Origin of the sequence: Streptomyces sp. col6 (assembly GCF_008042035.1) — a bacterium.
Classification (GTDB): domain Bacteria; phylum Actinomycetota; class Actinomycetes; order Streptomycetales; family Streptomycetaceae; genus Streptomyces.
Genome location: NZ_RDBL01000009.1, coordinates 91351 through 109873, shown reverse-complemented (window position 1 = coordinate 109873; position 18523 = coordinate 91351). Strand labels below are relative to the sequence as shown.

Here is an 18523-nt window from a genome sequence, read left to right as displayed (position 1 = left end):
CGATACATGCAGAAACATGCAAGAACAGGAGAGAGTACGAATGCTGGCTGCTGAACGGCGCGACCACCTGCTCGGTCTACTCGCCCGCGAGGGCAAGATCGTGGCCAAGGACGTCGCCGCCGAACTGGGCATTTCCGAGGACAGCGTGCGGCGTGACCTTCGCGATCTCGCCGCCGAGGGGTTGTGCCAACGGGTGTACGGCGGCGCGCTGCCCGCCTCTCCGGCAGTGGTGGACTACGACGCCCGGCAGACGGTGGCTCCGGACGGAAAACGGAAGGTGGCCGCCGCGGCAGCCGCGCTGGTGCGGCCGGGCGGCTCGGTGATCCTCGACGGCGGCACCACCGCCCTCGCCGTGGCACGGGCACTCCCGAAGGACCTCGGCTGCACGGTGATCACCCACAGCCCGACGATCGCCACGGCTCTGATCGACCACCCGCGGGCAGAGCTCTTTCTCCTCGGGGGACGCGTCTTCAAGCACTCGGCGGTCACCTGCGGCGCCGCCGCGGTCGAGGCCGCGCAGAACGTCTCCGCAGACCTGTGCCTGCTCGGCGTCACCGGCGTACACCCCGAGGCGGGACTGACCACGGGGGACGCGGAGGAGGCGGCGATGAAGCGTGCCCTGGCCGCGCGGGCCGCGGACACCTACATCCTCGCCTCCCGCGAGAAGATCGGCACGGCCTCGCCCTACCGCGTCCTGTCGTGGGAGAAGATCACCGGGCTGATCACCGACACCGATCCTCACGACACGGTCGTCGAGCGACTCAGGACACTCGGCGTGGAGGTCCTTGTCGCCGACTGAAACCCAGGCAAGCGGCATCTCGCCGGGCAACGGCGCGCTCCGCCGGGGCCCGGCCGCCTCGGCCGTACGACGTCAAGCGGAGTGGGAATTTCGCCGGCGTCCACCCTCGCACGGGGAGCGGGCAGGGCCACGTGCGGATGTGACGCGGGGCTGCGGGCAGGTCCGCGCCGGCCCCTGCCCCGCGCCGACTGCCCGTCAGGTCTCGGCAGAAACGCGCACATCGGGGATGGAGTGAAGGAGCCGGCCCCACTCGGGGTACTGAGCGACCTTTTCCATGTGCAGCGCCATGATCCTCTCGCTCAGCCCGGGATCCATGTCGTCGGAGAACCGTACGGCCGAGAGGCGCGCGAGGCGGGGGAGGATGACGGAGTCGCCCTCGAGGTGAACCGGGTCGTGCAGGTACCGCTCCAGCGCCGCCAAGTCCGCGACTCCCGCGCAGTATGTGTGGGTGAACCCGTCCGCAGGGTCGCCGAGATCCTGGCCCACCACTCCGAACGCGGCGGATTCCACGGTCGACGTGCGCCGCATCGCGGCCAGCACCTCCTCCCTCTCCTCCTGCGTCGTTCCTTCCCTGAAGCTGAAACGCAACGTGTTGACGATCACTGGATCCCCTCTCGTGGGACGAGCCTCATGATTGAACCAACGGGTTCAATTTAGAGGTCCGAATAGTACAGAACAAGGCGGCGGTTACCCTGCGGAGATGACAGCAGCGACCACTCCGTCCGGGCGGACGGCGCCCCGGGGGCGTATCGACAAGCGGCAGGCGATCCTCGACGCCGCCTTCGTGGTCTTTTCGCGTCGGGGGTACGAGAACGCCTGCGTGCGGGAGATCGCCGAGGAGGCAGGAGTCGCCAAGCCGACGGTCTACAACCACCTCAGGGACAAGGAGAACATCTTCCGCCACGCGATCGAGGCGGCGGCCGACACGGTGATGGCGGAGAACCTCGCCGTGGTCGAACGACTGCGCACCCCTGGCGACGATCTGCACGCCGCCCTGGAGGACACGGCATTCCGGATGCTGCAGGTCTGCTGCAGCGAGCGCGCCCGCGCCCTGAAATGGCTGATGTACGCCCAGGTCGGGGGCTTTGCCGACCTGATCGAGACCGTCCAGGAACGCACCTACGGCAGGCTCGGCGAGGCCTTGGCGGACCGGCTGGCCCACCTCTCGCTGGCCGGCCGACTGCGACCGTGCGACCCGGCCCTGGCGGCCGAGCAACTCCTCACTCTGCTCACCGGCCCCATGGAGGCACGCTCCAGACTCGGCACCCGCGCGGTTTCCGCCGCAGAGACGCGCGCGGTGGCCGAGGCCGCTGTGGACACCTTCCTACGGGCCTACGGGCCGGCCGCCTGACCTGCAACCTTGAGGCCGGCTCTTCCGCCGGGCACAGTGCGGGCCCGCGAGCCGGGGCACTTCCGCGCAGCGTGCGCGCGGGCCGGAGGCGGGCTCCTCCGGGCGACACCGTCGAGCAGGACGCGGCGTCGTCCGGGGGCCGGCGAGGTAGTCGACCAGATCGTGGCCTGCGTCCTCAAGGGGTTCGCAGGCATCGGTTGCCGTCGGGGAAGCCGGTGGGCGGGGGCGTCGCCGGATCGGACCACGGAGAACAGACGACTGGCGCCGACTTGATCCACAATCCCCTTGCCCCTTACGCGTCACCGTCGGCGGCACCGGTGTGATCGCCCCGAGCCGCCAAGGACTCGCCCAGACGGGAGACTTTCAGAGCCCTTGGGGGTGCTGCGACAGCCAGCCTCTGTGTCGTTCGCGCATGGCGTCCCGGCCGGCGCTGTCGGCAAGGATGACGTCAGCTCTGCCGTCGTAGGGGTGATAGAGCTGAGCGAGGTTCATGTCGGCGATGATCACTCCCGCGGATACGTCGTCCGCCACCGAGCGAAGCAGCGGGTCGAGGCACGTGGGCCGCCATCGGATGCAACTGATGTAGGAGTACACGCATATCCGGTACTCCGGATCAGGCTCATCGGTCGGTGAAGACGTCCACAGTTCACTGCCGGGGTGGAGTCGAAGCGCATCGTCGGAACGTACTGCGGGATCGCCGGGATCCGACCACCCGGTAGTGATCACGAAGACGTCCCGCCCCGTGAACAGTTCGTCCAGCACCGCGTTGTGGCGCTCCAGGACAACCGTGTACTCGGCCTCGTTCTGCGGGTAGCGCTGTGAGTTCGGCAGGCTGTGGAACCGGACCCAGCGTTCAGCACGCTCCGCGCGGAGTTCATGCGCGCTCGTCGGCTCCGTCTGCCACTTCTCCCGCCACTGCGTCAGCAGATCGCTGAACAGCCCACCGTCCTCGCTCACTCGTCGGCCTTGGTGTCGTCGCCTGTGCCGGACATGTTGCGCATCGGCGCCCGGTCAAGTACTTCGATAAACATGATCCGGCCGTCCAGGACGTCGAGGTTCAGCATGCCTTCCGCAGGTATGAGCGGAACGCACCGATGTCCTGGACCGTAGGGCTCCCCCTGCGGATGGTCCGCCGTCCGGATGCTCTGGCAGAAGTCGTCAGTACAGCTGCATGTGCCGGCCATGCGGACATCCCAGGCGCTGATGGCCAGCCAGTGTTCGCCTTCTGCCTCCAGGAGAGCGGTCAGCTCGGCGACGAGGCCGGGGAAGACGTCGCGAACGAGAGGTTGGTCCTGCTCCATAACGGGAGGGTGGCACGGCCCGACCTCGTCTGACAATCGGGTTTGGTCAGCCTTCGAGTCCCTGAGCACTTGCCGTCTGCGCATAGCAGGGGGCGACTGTTGGGGTCGGAAATCCGCCAGAAGACGGTGCCCTTTCCTGCTGGACTGGAGGTCACGCTCTCCATGTGATGCCCCACTCGGGACGGGATTCATGTCCACAGCAATCACCCCTTCTGTCCAATCCCCCGCGTCGCCGGACCGCACGCCATTCGTCTCCTGGCTGGCTGTCATTTCAGTCATGCTGGGGATCTTCGCCATCGTCACGACGGAAATTCTTCCGATCGGCCTTCTCACGTCGATCGGATCGAGTTTCACCATTTCGGACGGAATGGCCGGGCTCATGATGACCATGCCGGGATTCCTCGCCGCGGTCTCCGCCCCTGTGGTCACGGTGGCCACGGGACGTATTGACCGGCGGGTCATGCTGGGCGCGTTCATCCTTCTCCTCGCGCTGGCCAACTTCCTGGCGGCCGTCGCGTCGAGCTACTGGCTGGTCCTGCTTTCCCGCGTCCTGGTGGGGATCACCATCGGCGGCTTCTGGTCCATCGGGGCCGGACTCGCCCGTCAACTGGTTCCCGCGAAGTCCGTGAGCCGGGCGACCGCGGTGATCTTCTCCTCCGTACCGCTCGGCTCCGTGCTCGGCGTACCCCTGGGCACGTACATCGGCGACATCGCGGGCTGGCGGACGGCGTTCCTCGTCATGGGCGGCTTCACGCTGGCCGTCCTCGTGCTGCTCCTGGCGGTCGTCCCGCCTCTCCCTTCCGGCCGGGCGACACGCATCGACGTCCTCGGCGGCATGCTTCGAAGCGTCAACACCCGCTTCGCCGTGGTCATGACCTTCCTCGTGGTACTCGCCCATTTCGGCATGTACACGTACGTCACCCCCTTCCTCGAGCAGGTGACCCACGTCGGTTCGGGTCGCATTACGATCTACCTGCTCATCTACGGTGCGGCCGGCATCGTCGGAAACTTCGTCGGCGGGTCCGTGGTGGGTCCCTGTCCGCGATCCGCCTTCGCCACGGCGGCGGCCCTGATCGGCGCCGCGACCCTGCTCCTGCCCGTCCTGGGACGCTCGGACGCCGGCGCGGTGGTGCTGCTGGCCGTCTGGGGCGTTGCCTACGGTGCCGTCCCGGTCTGCTCGCAGACGTGGTTCTCCAAGGCCGCCCCCGACTCCCCCGAGGCGTCCTCCGTCCTCTTCACCGCCTCCTTCCAGGCCACCATCTCCATCGGCGCCCTGGCGGGAGGGGCCGTCCTCGACCGTTCCTCGCCCTCGACGGTGATGGCGGTGGGCGGGCCGGTAGCCATGCTGATGGTCCTCGCGGCATGGGCTCACCGGGCGAAGGGGTACACCTGGCCGAAGCCCTCCGAACCACTACGTGACCGGGGAAGGCCGTCCGCTCGGTCGGCGGGAGTCCGAGGCGGGGTCAGCGACAGTCGTTGAGCCAGTCGCCCGGGATCACGTCACGTACACGGTCGATGGCTTCCGGCGTCCGACCACGGGCCAGGATGGCCGCGCCGTCGTCATCGCGGACGAGCACGTCCTGCCCCAGGAACCACCGGGTATCCCCGCCCAGGGGATATGCGGGGAACGGTAGTCGGACGAAGTTCGTCTCCACCAGTTCGAGGCCGTCGTCGTCCAGGTCGAGAAAGTCGCACAGCGTTTCATCGGCCTGCAGGGACTCGGAGAGAACAATCTCGACGAAACACAGGGAGAGACGCTCCAGCCACTCCTCCCAGCGCTCGGCGCTCTTGTCGGCAAGGTCGAGCCGGACGAACACCGCGGGATCGTCGTCCTGGAGGCTGTCGAGGAGGATGCCCCAGGACGCGGCTCCCTGGTTCTCGTGACGGAAGACCAGGGCCTCCTCGGCATCATCGACATGGAGTTCTGCCGGGCCGAGCAGCACATCGTGGTTGCTGGTGAGATCCCGCCGACGCCCGAACAGCACGTACGCCTCACGCAACGCCGGCGACAGCGGGAGACCCAGCCTCGCCTCGGCAGCGTCGAGATCGGCTTCCGTCCATCCATCACCGCTGCCCACAGCGGCGCCGGCCCAGTGCGCGGCGAAGCCCTGGATGAAAGCCCAGGCGGCACTGCGGCCCTCCACGCCCTTGGCAAGCGACGCGACAAGATCGAACTCTTGTGTCATGCCAGGACGGTACCCGTCCCGCCCGCCGACCGTCTCCGCACCCCGACAGCCGACCAGGCATTGCTGGAATCAGCCACACAGCAGGGACCGGCAAGGACCTGCCGAAGCGTCACTTCCGGCTGTCGGGCGACAAGGCACACACCGTCGGGGACCCATGCGTCCAGCGTGAGGTCACCCCGCGCGGTGGATGCCTGTCGGCGATCAGGAGCGGGACGGCACGTGCTGTTCGAGGCCGCCGAGGATGAGGGCGAGGCCCGCCTCGAACGCCGCCTCATGGTCGAGTACAGGGACGTCGTCCGGTAGACCCCCGGCCTTTGGCGCGTCGGCCTCGGCCTGCTCCTCCAGTACGCATCCCACGGTGAAGCGGCCGGCGGCCAGCATCGCCATTTGCGCCTGCTGCTCGGGCACGCCGGAGGCGACCAGGAAGGCCATCTTGCGGCGGATTCGGTCGAGGTCGCCGGCCGGCGTGCTGCCGGCATGCAGACGGGCCCCGTCGCGGCGCATCAGCAGGGTGCGGCGGAAGCTGCGGGAGTTGTCGAGGAACCAGCTCCGCCAGTCGTCCTCGGGTTCCGGCAGGGCGGCATGGGTGTGCGGGGCCATGGCCGCCTCCGCCATGGCGGCCAGCAGGTCCTTCTTGGTCTTGAAGTGGTAGTAGAGCGACGGCTGCTCGACGCCCAGGCGCTTGGCCAGCCGCCGGGTGCTGACAGTTTCCAGGCCCACGTCGTCCAGCAGGTCCAGTGCCTCTGTGACGACGGTCTCGCGGTTCATCTTGGTCACGTTGACATTCTATCGGTGATAGAAGAATCTGGGAAAGAATCAATCACCGATAGATTTTGGAGCGGGGTCATGATGAACGTGATCGCGAAGCGTTCGCTGCGGATCCTGGTGGCGGGCGGCGGCGTCGCGGGGCAGGCGCTGGCCTTCTGGCTCACCCGCGGCGGCCACGCCGTGACGGTCGTCGAGCGGTTCCCGGCGCTGCGCGACTCGGGGGCGCAGGTGGACCTGCGCGGGCAGGGCATCGACGCGGTGGAGCGGATGGGGCTGCTGCAGGAGGTGCGCAGTCAGCTGGTGGACGAGGCGGGCGTGGCGTTCATCGACTCCCGCGGGAAGCCGAAAGCGACGATCATGGCCAACACCTCCGGCAAGGGCCGCCAGGCCCTGACCTCGGAGTACGAAATCATGCGCGGTGACCTGGTGCGCATCCTGCACGCGGCGACGAAGGACGATGCCGCATACGTCTTCGGCAAGAGCGTCGACGGCTTCGATCAGCACGCGGACAAGGTCACCGCGCACTTCTCGGACGGGACGTCGGATGAGTACGACCTGCTGATCGGCGCCGACGGGCAGAGCTCGCGCACCCGCCGCGCGCTGCTGCCCGAGGACTTCGACCCGTACTGGCGCGTGGGCATCCACATGGCGTACTGGTTCGTGCCGCGCATCGCCTCCGACACCAACATCCGCGACACCTACATGGTTCCGGGCGGCCGGCAGATCATGCGGCGCAGCCACAACGCGACCGAGACGCAGGTGTACTTCGTCATGCGCGAGGAGTCGGCGGAAGCCTCCGCGATCCACCGCGCCGAGATCGAGCAGCAGCGGACGTTCTGGGCCGAACGGTTCAGGGACGCAGGCTGGCAGACCGAGCGGTTCGTCCGGGGCATGCAGGACAGCCCGTTCTTCTACTCCCAGGAGATCGTCCAGGTACGTATCGACAGTTGGTCCAAGGGCCGGGTGGCCCTGGCCGGGGACGCCGCACACTGCGCCTCCCCCTACAGCGGTATGGGGATTTCCGGCGGACTGGTCGGCGCCTACGTCCTGGCCGGGGAGATCAACAGCAGCCCGAGCGACCTGCCGGCCGCGCTGGCCAACTACGAACGTGTCCTGCGCCCGTTCGTCGACCAGATCCAGGGCGAGGTCAACCCGCACATCCTGCGGGTGGGTATGCCCTCGACCAGGCATGCCATAGCCGCGTTCCAGAACCTCACCGCACTGGCCTGCTTCCTGCACATCCCCGACCTGGTGATGCGCATGTCCAAGGAGGACCGCGGCGGCGACTGGCAGCTTCCCGCCTACGTCAACGCCGTCTGACCCCTCACAACGAGCGTGAAGGCAGGGCCCGTCGGCCGCGGAGGCGGGCCCTGTCCGTCGCGGGCGCCGGCCTCACCGGCGCGCCCGGACCACCCCCAGGTGAAGCTCCCATTCCACTTCTCGCACGGTGCGTCACCTCGGGACACCAAGCGTCATGACGCGGTCAGAACCGTTGACAAATCTTTAACCTGACAGAAATCTGTCTCCACGTAGCCGCAAAAGATTGACTAGTTCACTCAAAAAATTATCACCCTCCTTCTTGGACGAACCGCCCCGCCTCCACTCCCCGCCCCTCACCGAACAGAGGACAGCATGAGACGGAAGTCATCCGTCCGACGGCTGGTCACCGGGCTGCTCGCAGCCTGTCTGATCCCCCTCGGACTCCCCGCCACAGCGCACGCCGCCGCGCCCCCGGCCGCCGCCGCCGGGCCCAACCTCGCCCTGGGCCGCCCGGCCACCGCAAGCGGTGCCAACGGCGAGTACGGCGCGGGCAACGTCACCGACGGGAACCAGGCCAGCTACTGGGAGGGCCCCGCCGGCTCATTCCCGCAGTGGGTCCGTGTCGACCTCGGCACCAAGACGTCCGTCGACGAGGTGACCCTCAAGCTCCCCACGACGTGGGAGGCGCGCGACGAGACCCTCACCGTGCAGGGCAGCACCGACGGCGACACCTGGAGCACCCTTTCCGGCTCCGCCAAGCGCACCTTCACCCCCGCCGCCGCCGGCGCCGTGACCCTCGGGTTCAACGCCGCCGACGTCCGGTACGTCCGGGTGCAGGTCACCGCCAACAGCGGCTGGCAGGCCGCGCAGCTCTCGGAGCTGGAGGTCCGCGGTGCGGGCGGCGGAAGCGACCCGGGTGACCCCGGCACCCCGCCCACCGGTACCAACCTCGCCAAGGGCAAGCCCGTCGAGGCCAACGGCTACGTCCACACCTTCATCCCGGCCAACGCCAACGATGGGGACGTGAACACCTACTGGGAGTCCGCCGGACTGCCGGGGCAGCTCACCGTGAAGCTCGGCGCCGACGCGGACCTCTCCGCCGTCGTCGTCAAGCTCAACCCCGACACCGCGTGGGGCGCGCGGACGCAGGCGATCGAGGTGAGCGGCCGCGGCCAGAGCGCCTCCGCCTTCACCACGCTCAAGGCGCGCGCCAACTACGACTTCAGCCCGGCCGGGAACAAGAACACCGTGACCATTCCGGTCTCCGGCCGCGCTGCCGACCTCCGGCTCGCGCTCAGCGCCAACTCCGGTGCACCCGGGGGCCAGATCGCCGAGGTCGAGGTTGTCGGCACCGCCGCGCCCAACCCCGACCTCACGCTGACCGACCTGAGCTGGACGCCCAGCTCCCCGTCCGAGAAGGACGCGGTGAGCGTCAAGGCCACCGTCCGCAACGCCGGCACGGCCACCTCCCCGGCCACCACCGTCGCTGTCAGTCTGGACGGCACGGCAGCGGGCACCGCCGCCGTCGGCACTCTCGCCGCCGGCGCCTCGGCGACCGTCACGGTGGACACCGGCAAGCACCCGCAGGGCTCCTACGCGGTCTCCGCCGTGGTGGACCCGAACAACACCGTCGTCGAGCAGGACGACAGCAACAACAGCCGGGCGGGCGCCACGCCGCTCGTCGTCGCGCAGAGCCCCGGCCCCGACCTCCAGGTCACCGGCATCGCCACCAACCCGGACAGCCCGGCGAGCGGGGCGAGCGTCAGCTTCACCGTCACCGTGAAAAACCGCGGCACGAGCGCCGTCGCGGCCGGCACCGTCACCCGGCTGACGGCCGGGACGACCACGCTCAACGGCACCACCCCCGCCGTCGCTGCGGGCGCCTCGGTCCAGGTGCCGATCTCCGGTAGCTGGACGGCGACCGACGGCGGCGCGACGCTCACCGCGAGCGCCGACGCGACGAACACCGTCGCCGAGACCGACGAGAACAACAACACCTTCGCCCGCTCGATCGTCGTGGGCCGGGGCGCCGCGGTGCCGTACACCGAGTACGAGGCCGAGAACGGCACGTACACCGGCAAGCTCCTCACCACCGACGCCAAGCGCACCTTCGGGCACACCAACTTCGCCACCGAGTCCAGCGGGCGCAAGTCGGTGCGGCTCGACAACACCGGTGAGTACGTCGAGTTCACCTCGACCAACCCCACAAACTCGATCGTGGTGCGCAACTCCATCCCGGACGCCGCGGGGGGCGGCGGGCAGTCCGCGACGCTCAGCCTCTACGCGGACGGGAAGTTCGTCCGCAAGCTCGACCTCTCCTCGAAGCACTCGTGGCTCTACGGCTCGACCGACGACCCCGAGGGCCTGACCAACACCCCCGGCGGGGACGCGCGACGTCTCTTCGACGAGTCGAACGCGCTGCTCGCCCAGACCTATCCGGTGGGCACCAAGTTCCGTCTGCAGCGCGATGCGGGGGACTCCGCGGCCTTCTACATCGTGGACCTGGTCGACCTGGAGCAGGTCGCCCCGGCGAAGACGAAGCCCTCCGAGTGCACCTCGATCACCGAGTACGGCGCCGTCCCCAACGACGGCATCGACGACACCGACGCCCTCCAGCGCGCCGTCATGGCGGACCAGGCCGGTCAGATCTCCTGCGTCTGGATCCCGGCCGGCCAGTGGCGCCAGGAGCAGAAGATCCTCACCCCCGACCCGCAGCACCGCGGCCAGTACAACCAGGTCGGCATCAAGAACGTGAAGATCGTGGGCGCCGGCATGTGGTACTCGCAGCTCTACACCCTCACTCAGCCGCAGGACGCCGGCGGCATCAACCACCCGCACGAGGGCAACTTCGGCTTCGACATCGACGACAACACGCAGATCTCCGACCTCGCCATCTTCGGCTCCGGACGGATCCGCGGCGGCGACGGCAACGCGGAGGGCGGCGTCGGCATCAACGGGCGTCTGGGGAAGAACACCAAGATCTCCAACGTGTGGATCGAGCACGCCAACGTCGGTGTCTGGGTCGGCCGCGACTACTCCAACATCCCCGAGTTGTGGGGGCCGGGCGACGGCCTGGAGTTCACCGGGATGCGGATCCGCGACACGTACGCGGACGGCATCAACTTCACCAACGGCACCCATAACTCGACCGTCTACAACTCGTCCTTCCGCAACACCGGCGACGACTCACTCGCCGTCTGGTCGAGCAAGTACGTCAAGGACACCTCGGTCGACGTCGGCTCCAACAACCACTTCCGCAACAACACGATTCAACTGCCCTGGCGGGCCAACGGAATCGCGGTCTACGGCGGCTTCGGGAACACCATCGAGAACAACGTCGTCTCCGACACGATGAACTACCCGGGCATCATGCTCGCCACCGACCACGACCCGATCCCCTTCAGCGGTCAGACGCTCATCGCGGGCAACACCCTGAACCGTACCGGCGGGGCGTTCTGGAACGAGGACCAGGAGTTCGGCGCCATCACGCTCTTCGCGCAGGCGACCAACATCCCCGGCGTCACCATCCGGGACACCGACATCTTCGACTCGACGTACGACGGCATCCAGTTCAAGACGGGCGGCGGCCAGTACACCGGGACGAAGATCTCCGACGTACGCATCGACAAGTCGAACAACGGCTCGGGCATCCTCGCGATGAGCGGTGCCCGCGGCGACGCGACCCTCTCCAACGTGATGATCTCGAACTCGCGCGACGGTGACCTGCTCGTCGAGCCGGGCTCGCAGTTCACCTTCACGGGCAGCCCCACGAAGGGAGCCGCCAAGCGCTGATCCGACACGTGCGGGCGGACCCGCCCGCGTCTCCTCCGGGGGACGCGGGCGGGGCCTTTGCGCCGCGGGCGCACGGGCGCTCCGCCACCTGACAGGTCAGTGGTGCCCGGCACCCCTGCCGAGGGTCTTCAGGAGCGCTTGTGCCATGACCTCCTCGCCCTTCGCGTTGGGATGGGCCGGAGCGGCGGGCGCCGCGGGGCGCAGCGGCTCGATCCACCGGTCGGCGGGTGCCTTGCACATGTCGTGGCCCACCGTCGGTCCGTATGTGTCCACGTAGTCGGCCCGGTTCAGCAGCGCGACCGCGCGCAGCATCAGGTTGAGGCGCTTCTCCGTGTCCCGCAGGTACGGGAAGTCCTTCGCGGCGAACGGGACGTCGGGGTAGCAGCCGCTGCCGTCGTCAGGGAGGAGGTCCGGGTAGCCGACGACGACCACGCGTGCGTGGGGGGCCTTGTTGTGCACCTCCCGCAGTACGCGGGCGACCTTGGGCGCTGTCTGGAGGATCTTCAGCGACAACTGGTCGTAGCCCGCGGCCCTGTAGTACTGCTGACAGGGGTTGCCGGCGAGGTCCTTGGCGCTGAGGCCGGCGCAGGTGCTGATGATGGAGCCGAAGCCGACGTCGTTGCCGCCGATCTGCACGGTCACGAGGTCCGTGCCGGGTTTCACCGAGTCCAGTTGAGGTCCGTTGGTGCCCTGCGCCTGCCACATCTCGGCGGTCGTCGCACCGCCGCAGCTCACGTCGGTGAACGAGGTGGCGTGGCGCTCGCGCGCGGTGATCGACGGATAGTTGTGGTCGGAGCGGGCACAGTTGGCGTCGACCTGAGTGGGTATCAGAGGGCCGGACGTATAGGAGTCGCCCAGCGCCACGTAGGTGGACCGGGGTGTCCCGTGTGTCTCCCGCGGCGCGGCCGAGGCCGTGCCGGTGAGGCCGACGGTGAGCACGCAGGTGCTCAGTGCGGCCAGTGTGATGGCGGTGCGTCGCCTCGATACGGCCTCGCCCGGACGCTTCCGATGCATCATGGTGCCCTCCCCAGAATTCCGGCAGTCCGCGGACAGGCAACGTTGGCCGAGGCGCACAGGACGTCAGAAGGCACCCGGCCGCACGTACCCAGCGGACCCGACCTCGTCTGTATACCGGCCAGTAGGCCGTGAGACCAGTGATCGGACGAACTGCGCTCCGGCGAAGCTCAGGCGCCGGCGCCGCCGTCGACCGGCACGATGGCCCCCGTCACCCACGATGCGCGGTCGCTGAGCAGCCATGCGGCCACCTCGGCGACCTCACGGGGCTCGGCCATCCGGCCGAGCGCGGTCGACGTGCTGATGCGCTCCACGATGCCGGGGGTTGCCGCTTCCCACGTGTCGATCATCTCCGTGGCGGTGCCGCCCGGTGTGATGCCGTTCACCCGGATGCGGTCCCCGGCCCAGCTCACCGCGGCGGTCTCGGTGAGGCTGTTCAGCGCGCGCTTCATGGCGCCGTATGCCGGGAGGGCGGGGTTCGCGCGGCGGCTGCCGATGCTCGACGTGTTGACGATCGCCCCGCCGCCGTCGCGGCGCATGAGTGCGGCCTCGGCGTTCATGGCGGTCCAGTGAGAGCGGAAGTTGACGACGAACTGCCGGTCGATGTCCTCGTCGCTCGTCGTGTCGAGCGGGCCGGGCTGCTGGATCGCCGCGCCGTTGTTGAAGGCGCCGTCGAGCCGGCCGTGCAGTGCTTCGACGCGGTCGACGGCGGCCCGGACGCTCGCGGGGTCGGCGAGGTCCAGGGGGACGGCATCGGCGACTCCGCCGTCAGCGCGGATCTCCGTCACGACGCGGTCGAGGGCGTCGGCGGTCCGGGCGGCCAGCACGACGGCAGCGCCTTCGGCGGCGAAGAGCCGGGCCGCGGCCGCCCCGATGCCGCGACTGGCACCGGTGATGAACACGACCTTGCCGGTGAGCAGGCCGATGGGCGTGCTGGTGATGTGGTGCGTGGAGTTCGTGTCGTTCGTCATGGTGACAGCGTCCGGCCGGCCGCCGGGCGGATACAGGCACAAGCTGTACCAGGCAACCTTCCCCGTGCGGCGTGCAGACTTGAGGTATGGACAAGAAGGAACTCGGGGCATTCCTCCGCAGCCACCGCGAGCGGCTCCGCCCGGAGGACGCCGGCCTCCCCTCCGGGCCGCGGCGCCGGACGCCGGGTCTTCGGCGCGAGGAGGTGGCGGTCCTCGCGCACATCTCCACCGAGTACTACGTTCGCCTGGAGCAGGGCAGGGCGCCGCGGCCGTCGGGCGAGGTCCTTGCCGGGATCGCGGCGGCCCTGCGGCTCACGGACACCGAGTCCGACCACCTCCACGTCCTGGCCGGTACCGCGCCGAGCCGTACGGGACTGCACCGGCGCGATGTCCGTCCAAGCATCCTCGCGCTCATCGAGCGGCTGCCTCAGACGGCCGCCTTCGTGGTCTCCGCCGCGTACGACGTGCTCGCGTGGAACAGCCTCGCGGCCGCGCTCATGGAGGACTTCTCCGAGCTCTCCCCCAGGGACCGCAACCTCGCACGGTGGGCGTTCCTCGGCACCACGGAGACCGGTGCGCAGTTGCAGGGAACCTCCCACGGGGCGGACTTCCGGCTGCACGTCGTCATGGGACTGCGGTCCGCCCTCGCCCGCTACCCGTCGGATCCCGTGCTGCGGGGGCTCGTCGACGAGCTGTACGAGGGCTGCCCCGAGTTCGCCCGGCTCTGGGAGCTGCACGACGTCCGGGCCGCGCCGACGCTCACGAAGACCTTCCGGCATCCGGTCGTCGGGGAGATCACCGTCGACTGCGACTCACTCGTCCTCGACGACCGGGACCAGCGCCTCGTTCTCTACTCCGCACCGGCCCGATCCCCCGACGCCGAGGCCCTGGCGCTGCTGAACGTACTCGGGGCGCAGGCCGGCGAGTTCCTGCGGTAGGGCCGCGGCCTGCTGAGACCGGCGACCGCAACCGTGCGCTGCGTACGGGGAAACCCGGCGGCGCCCGCCGACCGCCTCAACTCTCCTCTACCGCGTCGTCGGTTGCGAGACGACGCCGCCCTCCGAGACCCATCGGGAATGCGCCGACGGGATGCTACCGGTCAGAGGCGTCCGGGGTGGTGAACAGGTCCTGGAGGGTCTGGGTCGCCAGGTTGAGCAGCCAGCTGTGGGCGGGGTCGTTGTCGTAACGCTGGTGCCAGAGGAGATAGAGAGGTACGGGCGGCAGTTCGAACGGCAGTGGCAGCGTGGTCAGGCCCAGCTGCTCGCGAGCGGAGCGGGTCACCGCGTCGGGGAGGGTGACCACGACGTCGGCGTCACGAGCGAGCTGCAGCGCGGTGTCCGTCGCGGGGGCGGAGACGATGACACGGCGCTCGTGGCCGAGGGTGGCGACGACCTCGTCGACCCGGTCGTGCAGGCTTCCACGCCGGGAGACGGTCACGTGATCGGCTGCCGCGTACCTCTCGACGGTCACCGGTCCTTCGGTGAGCGGGTGGCCCGCCCGGACTGCGAGGATGATCCTGTCCTGGCCGATGAGTCGGTGGCGGATGTCGGGCTGAGACGGCGGAACGGCGCTGGAAGCCACATCGACCTCCCCGCGACGCAGCTCAGGGGTGTCGTGGCCGGGCTCGACCGTGAGACGCATCTTCACCCCCGGGGCCTGGCGGTGCACCGCGGCGACAAGGGCGGTCCCGCAGGCGGTGGTGAGGGCGTCGTGCCAGCGGACGGTGAACACCCGCTCCAGTCCTGCCAGGTCGAGGTCAGTATGGGCGGACAGCAACTGGTGGGCCTGCTGGACCAGGGTGTGGACCTCGGTGCGCATGGCCAGCGCACGCGGGGTGGGCGTCATGTGGCGCCCGGTTCGGACCAGGATCTGGTCCCCGGTGGCCCTGCGGATACGGCCCAGCGAGCGGCTCATCGCCGGCGCGGTGACATGGAGCCGGTCCGCGGCTCCGGCCACGCTGCCCTCCTCCAGCAGCGCGTCCAGGGCGGTGAGCAGATTCAAATCCAATTGCATGACAGTAACCATACAAGCGAGCCCCATGCACTAATTGTTAATGATGGCGCCATCTGCTTTCGAGACGCGGAACCGAGGGGAGCACTGCACCGCTGACCACTAGAGCGAGCACCGCAGGGTGGTGGGGTCGGTTTCGCCCTTGCGGGGCTGTGATCGCAGGTGAAAACCGATGGACACAGGCACTTGCGCCTTCTAGCCTCACCGAGGTTCGAGTCCCGCACGTCCGGATGAGGTGCATTTGATGACGGTCCAGGCAACGGCGGCCCTGGTCACCAGGCCGTTCCCCGCTCATGTCATGACCTCATCGGACGTAAGGACTCCCAAGAGTGGATCTTCCACGTAGTTTCACCATCCGCGAGAGCAGCCACCGTATCCACAACCCGTTCACCAGCGAGAAGCTGGCTGCCCTGGGGCAGGCCCTGCAGTTGGCCCCCGGGACACGCGTGCTCGACCTCGCCAGCGGGTCGGGCGAAATGCTGTGCACCTGGGCGCACGCCCACGGCATCATCGGGACCGGCGTGGACATCAGCACCGAGTTCACGGCCGGGGCCCGCACCCGGGCCCACGAGCTCGGCGTTGCCAGTCAGGTGGACTTCGTTCACGGCGATGCGTCCGGCTATGTCGCGGACGAACCCGTCGAACTCGCCGCCTGCGTCGGTGCGACCTGGATCGGCAACGGAGTGGCCGGCACGATCGATCTGCTGCGGCGCAGCCTCCGCCCCGGCGGCACCCTGCTGATCGGCGAACCGTACTGGCGTCAGGATCCCCCGGATCAGCACACCGTCGAAGCGTGCCATGCCGGTGGCAAGGATGACTTCCGACTGCTGCCCGAGCTGATCGAGCAGTTCGGCGCGCTGGATTACGACGTCGTCGAGATGATGCTTGCCGACCAGGACAGCTGGGATCGGTATCGGGCCGCGCAGTGGCTCAACATCCGACGCTGGCTCGACCGGAATCCCGATGACGAGTTGGCCCCCGAGTTGAGAGCCGAGCTCTCCGAGGAACCGGCCCGCTATGCCAGGTACCAGCGTGAGTACCTCGGGTGGGGGGTCTTCGTCCTCATCGGCCGCTGACGGTCACGTCGAATCGGGGCCGCCGGCATGCCTGGCGGCCCCTGCCTCGGCAGCCCCGGCGTACAACGGGAGTCGCGGTGTCAGTGCAGGACGCTGACTGCGCGTGCGATGACGAGGAGCGACGTCGTCAGTGCCGCGATGCTCTCCACGCTCATCAGCAGCTTGGCACGGCTGGAGAGTGGCATGGTGTCGGTGGGGCTGAAGGCGGTGGAGTTTGTCACGGAGATGTACAGGTAGTCCACGAGAGTGGGCACCCAGTCGGAGGAACCGCTCGCGCCGTCGGCGACCTCTTGGACCGCGTCACCGTTCTCGTCCTGGGAGAACCGGAAGTCCGCCAGGGGCAGCTCGTTCCGGGGCGCTTGTGTCCGGGCGACGGGGCCGCCGCGGTCCAGTTCCCAGAAGGCCAGCCCGAACACGATGATGTTCGTCAGCCACACCTGCAACGCGGCCGTGAGCAGCGCGGGGCCGTCCTTGATCCCGGCATGGATCAGTTCGTGGACCAGGATGCCCAGTGCGGTCATGTTGCTTGCCGCGATCACGAAGACGAGGGTCAGGGACAGGACACGGAACGTTCGGGTCTGGCGAGTCAGCCGTCGGGGGTTGATCGCCACCAGGGGTACGAGGAGCAGCAGTTCCAGGCCGGGCAGTACGTACCGCGGGGCGACCAGCAACTGCTGCGGGAGAGCCAGGTAGAGAACGATCGCCACGAGCGTCGCCACGACGGCAGGCAGTCGCGCCTCACCTCGCCGCTCATGACGCGGATGCCTGAACCTCGCCTGTGCCCGGCTCCTCGTCATACGTTCCTCCGTCCGACATGACTGGGCTGTGATCAGTTCCCTGCCCCGGATCCGCCTCATCGTGCGCGTCGTCGGAACGCCGGTGGGTGAGCTTGCGACCGAGGTGCACCGGACCGGCCGCGGAGTCGGCGTCTGTACGCGCCTGAGACGTGTGTGACGACCGAGGAGTGCGGTGCGGAGAAGCGGGTACGAGGGCACGGCCCCCGGCCAGTTGTTCGGGTGAAACAAGGACGGTTCTTTGATGCTGATGGCCCACCCCGCGGTGCTGCGGAACCTGATCGACCAGTACGAGGCCCTTGCCGCCGTGGACGCCTCCCGTGCGCACAGCGCACAGGTGCGTCGGCGCATGAGTGACGTCGCCTACACGTTGTGCGTATCCACCGGCACCCGTGACATCGACGCGGCGCTGATCGCGGCCCGGCACCAGCTGCCCGGGGCCCGCCCGCTGGACGACTCGGTCCTGGACCCGGGCTGAGCCGCCGGCCTCCGCCCGCCCTGATCGAACGCATCGACCACACCGACGAATCCAGCAGGAGCGGGAACGGGGCCCCGAGCGGCCGAAGGCCGGCACACCATTCCGCGGGTGCGCCGGCCCGCCTGGGGGCGGGGCCGGCGCCGTGTGCGTTACGGGCGCGGCATCTCCGTGGTGACCTGCTCGTACCGGACGAGACGAGGGGTAAAGGAATACGAGGGATGTCTCGCCTGAAGACGTGCCGTGGCATCGTCGAGATACGCCCACATATCGGCGAGGTCTGCACCGACGCCGAACGTAGCGTCGTTCAGCACCTCCATGTCGGGACTCGAGATGTATGCCACGTACTTGAGGGTCTGACTGCCACTGGCCATTAGTGTCCCGGCTTCCTTCGAGGTGCTCTGTGGTGTGTGCCCGTCCTCGCCACCCCCGGTATCGGCGGCCTGAGCGGTTCCGGTTGTCGTGAGAAGTGTCGATGTGGCAGCTACGCCGGTGGCGCCCAGGAGCGCTCTCCGGGAAATGTCTGGCACAGTCCTCCCCCTATTCCGATGGCCCTTCCTACGAGGGCTCGCGGCTGACGCTACAGCCAAGACTTCGCAGTGAAAGGAACATTGCGGTGAATCGGATCCCGGTTCCGGAAGCTCTGCCGACAGGCAGTGCACGTCCCGTCGCGGTCGGCGCACCGCACTGCCGAGCATGGACGCCGCAGCCCGTTCGCGGCATGCT

At 68.7% G+C, this 18523-nt stretch carries 17 protein-coding genes; 8 read left to right on the top strand and 9 right to left on the bottom strand.

Annotation, left to right across the window (positions count from 1 at the left end; genetic code table 11):
• The first annotated feature begins 40 nt into the window (after positions 1-40).
• Positions 41-799, top strand: a complete 759-nt coding sequence (locus EAO73_RS13365; RefSeq protein WP_147971764.1) for a DeoR/GlpR family DNA-binding transcription regulator — start codon at positions 41-43, stop codon at positions 797-799.
• A 195-nt stretch (positions 800-994) separates the two neighbouring features.
• On the opposite strand, the gene EAO73_RS13360 is transcribed toward EAO73_RS13365, so the two are convergent.
• Positions 995-1402: a Dabb family protein gene (locus tag EAO73_RS13360; protein ID WP_147971763.1), complete on the bottom strand. Its 408-nt coding sequence runs from the start codon at positions 1400-1402 to the stop codon at positions 995-997.
• Positions 1403-1499: 97 nt separating this feature from the next.
• Here EAO73_RS13360 and EAO73_RS13355 point away from each other — a divergent pair, with 97 nt between their 5' ends.
• Complete coding sequence (locus EAO73_RS13355) at positions 1500-2150, top strand: TetR/AcrR family transcriptional regulator (RefSeq protein ID WP_147971762.1); 651 nt, start codon at positions 1500-1502, stop codon at positions 2148-2150.
• Positions 2151-2513: 363 nt separating this feature from the next.
• Here the strand turns inward: EAO73_RS13355 and EAO73_RS13350 are convergent, their stop codons facing one another.
• Positions 2514-3107, bottom strand: a complete 594-nt coding sequence (locus tag EAO73_RS13350) for a hypothetical protein (protein ID WP_224756270.1) — start codon at positions 3105-3107, stop codon at positions 2514-2516.
• Positions 3104-3841 (bottom strand): hypothetical protein, encoded by a 738-nt coding sequence (locus EAO73_RS36470; RefSeq protein WP_224756322.1) that lies wholly within the window; start codon positions 3839-3841, stop codon positions 3104-3106. The genes EAO73_RS13350 and EAO73_RS36470 overlap by 4 nt, the downstream gene beginning before the upstream one ends.
• Here EAO73_RS36470 and EAO73_RS13340 point away from each other — a divergent pair.
• Complete coding sequence (locus tag EAO73_RS13340) at positions 3729-4931, top strand: MFS transporter (protein WP_224756269.1); 1203 nt, start codon at positions 3729-3731, stop codon at positions 4929-4931. The two genes, EAO73_RS36470 and EAO73_RS13340, sit on opposite strands and share 113 nt — an antisense overlap.
• Here EAO73_RS13340 and EAO73_RS13335 read toward each other — a convergent pair.
• Both EAO73_RS13335 and EAO73_RS13330 read right to left on the bottom strand, forming a co-directional pair.
• Positions 4915-5637, bottom strand: a complete 723-nt coding sequence (locus EAO73_RS13335) for an SMI1/KNR4 family protein (protein ID WP_147971759.1) — start codon at positions 5635-5637, stop codon at positions 4915-4917. The genes EAO73_RS13340 and EAO73_RS13335 overlap by 17 nt on opposite strands.
• Positions 5638-5838: 201 nt before the next feature.
• Positions 5839-6405 (bottom strand): TetR/AcrR family transcriptional regulator C-terminal domain-containing protein, encoded by a 567-nt coding sequence (locus EAO73_RS13330; RefSeq protein ID WP_318153261.1) that lies wholly within the window; start codon positions 6403-6405, stop codon positions 5839-5841.
• 78 nt (positions 6406-6483) lie between these two features.
• On the opposite strand from EAO73_RS13330, the gene EAO73_RS13325 reads away from it, so the two are divergent.
• The gene (locus EAO73_RS13325; RefSeq protein ID WP_147971757.1) at positions 6484-7725 is read left to right on the top strand and encodes an FAD-dependent monooxygenase; all 1242 of its coding nucleotides are present in this window, start codon (positions 6484-6486) and stop codon (positions 7723-7725) included.
• Between the two features lie 312 nt (positions 7726-8037).
• On the top strand, positions 8038-11457 hold the full coding sequence (locus EAO73_RS13320) for a CARDB domain-containing protein (RefSeq protein ID WP_147971756.1): 3420 nt from the start codon (positions 8038-8040) through the stop codon (positions 11455-11457).
• Between the two features lie 96 nt (positions 11458-11553).
• On the opposite strand, the gene EAO73_RS13315 is transcribed toward EAO73_RS13320, so the two are convergent.
• Together EAO73_RS13315 and EAO73_RS13310 are read right to left on the bottom strand one after the other, a co-directional pair.
• Positions 11554-12474, bottom strand: a complete 921-nt coding sequence (locus EAO73_RS13315; protein ID WP_147971755.1) for an SGNH/GDSL hydrolase family protein — start codon at positions 12472-12474, stop codon at positions 11554-11556.
• A 167-nt stretch (positions 12475-12641) separates the two neighbouring features.
• A complete protein-coding gene (locus EAO73_RS13310; RefSeq protein ID WP_147971754.1) occupies positions 12642-13442 on the bottom strand; it encodes an SDR family NAD(P)-dependent oxidoreductase in 801 nt (266 codons plus the stop codon).
• 86 nt (positions 13443-13528) lie between these two features.
• On the opposite strand from EAO73_RS13310, the gene EAO73_RS13305 reads away from it, so the two are divergent.
• Positions 13529-14380 carry a helix-turn-helix transcriptional regulator gene (locus tag EAO73_RS13305; RefSeq protein ID WP_147971753.1) on the top strand — a complete coding sequence of 284 codons (852 nt, stop codon included), beginning with the start codon at positions 13529-13531 and terminating at the stop codon, positions 14378-14380.
• Positions 14381-14534: 154 nt separating this feature from the next.
• Here the strand turns inward: EAO73_RS13305 and EAO73_RS13300 are convergent, their stop codons facing one another.
• Complete coding sequence (locus EAO73_RS13300; protein WP_147971752.1) at positions 14535-15455, bottom strand: LysR family transcriptional regulator; 921 nt, start codon at positions 15453-15455, stop codon at positions 14535-14537.
• A gap of 326 nt (positions 15456-15781) precedes the next feature.
• Between EAO73_RS13300 and EAO73_RS13295 the strand changes: the two genes are divergently transcribed.
• Entirely contained in the window at positions 15782-16528 is a 747-nt protein-coding gene (locus EAO73_RS13295; protein ID WP_147971751.1) for a class I SAM-dependent methyltransferase, read from the top strand.
• A gap of 80 nt (positions 16529-16608) precedes the next feature.
• Here the strand turns inward: EAO73_RS13295 and EAO73_RS13290 are convergent, their stop codons facing one another.
• Positions 16609-17247 carry a hypothetical protein gene (locus EAO73_RS13290; protein WP_224756268.1) on the bottom strand — a complete coding sequence of 213 codons (639 nt, stop codon included), beginning with the start codon at positions 17245-17247 and terminating at the stop codon, positions 16609-16611.
• A 319-nt stretch (positions 17248-17566) separates the two neighbouring features.
• Between EAO73_RS13290 and EAO73_RS13285 the strand changes: the two genes are divergently transcribed.
• Complete coding sequence (locus EAO73_RS13285; protein WP_147971749.1) at positions 17567-17800, top strand: DUF5133 domain-containing protein; 234 nt, start codon at positions 17567-17569, stop codon at positions 17798-17800.
• The last annotated feature ends 723 nt before the right edge of the window (positions 17801-18523 follow it).

What these genes read in the sequence shown, in the direction of transcription:
- EAO73_RS13285 (WP_147971749.1), top strand. Translation starts at nt 17,567, where the DNA reads ATGCTGATGGCCCACCCCGCGGTGCTGCGGAACCTGATCGACCAGTAC.
- EAO73_RS13355 (WP_147971762.1), top strand. Translation starts at nt 1,500, where the DNA reads ATGACAGCAGCGACCACTCCGTCCGGGCGGACGGCGCCCCGGGGGCGT.
- EAO73_RS13300 (WP_147971752.1), bottom strand. Translation starts at nt 15,455, where the DNA reads ATGCAATTGGATTTGAATCTGCTCACCGCCCTGGACGCGCTGCTGGAG.
- EAO73_RS13340 (WP_224756269.1), top strand. Translation starts at nt 3,729, where the DNA reads ATGCTGGGGATCTTCGCCATCGTCACGACGGAAATTCTTCCGATCGGC.
- EAO73_RS13325 (WP_147971757.1), top strand. Translation starts at nt 6,484, where the DNA reads ATGATGAACGTGATCGCGAAGCGTTCGCTGCGGATCCTGGTGGCGGGC.
- EAO73_RS13310 (WP_147971754.1), bottom strand. Translation starts at nt 13,442, where the DNA reads ATGACGAACGACACGAACTCCACGCACCACATCACCAGCACGCCCATC.
- EAO73_RS13315 (WP_147971755.1), bottom strand. Translation starts at nt 12,474, where the DNA reads ATGATGCATCGGAAGCGTCCGGGCGAGGCCGTATCGAGGCGACGCACC.
- EAO73_RS13365 (WP_147971764.1), top strand. Translation starts at nt 41, where the DNA reads ATGCTGGCTGCTGAACGGCGCGACCACCTGCTCGGTCTACTCGCCCGC.
- EAO73_RS13305 (WP_147971753.1), top strand. Translation starts at nt 13,529, where the DNA reads ATGGACAAGAAGGAACTCGGGGCATTCCTCCGCAGCCACCGCGAGCGG.
- EAO73_RS13320 (WP_147971756.1), top strand. Translation starts at nt 8,038, where the DNA reads ATGAGACGGAAGTCATCCGTCCGACGGCTGGTCACCGGGCTGCTCGCA.
- EAO73_RS13335 (WP_147971759.1), bottom strand. Translation starts at nt 5,637, where the DNA reads ATGACACAAGAGTTCGATCTTGTCGCGTCGCTTGCCAAGGGCGTGGAG.
- EAO73_RS36470 (WP_224756322.1), bottom strand. Translation starts at nt 3,841, where the DNA reads ATGGTCATCATGAGCCCGGCCATTCCGTCCGAAATGGTGAAACTCGAT.
- EAO73_RS13330 (WP_318153261.1), bottom strand. Translation starts at nt 6,405, where the DNA reads ATGAACCGCGAGACCGTCGTCACAGAGGCACTGGACCTGCTGGACGAC.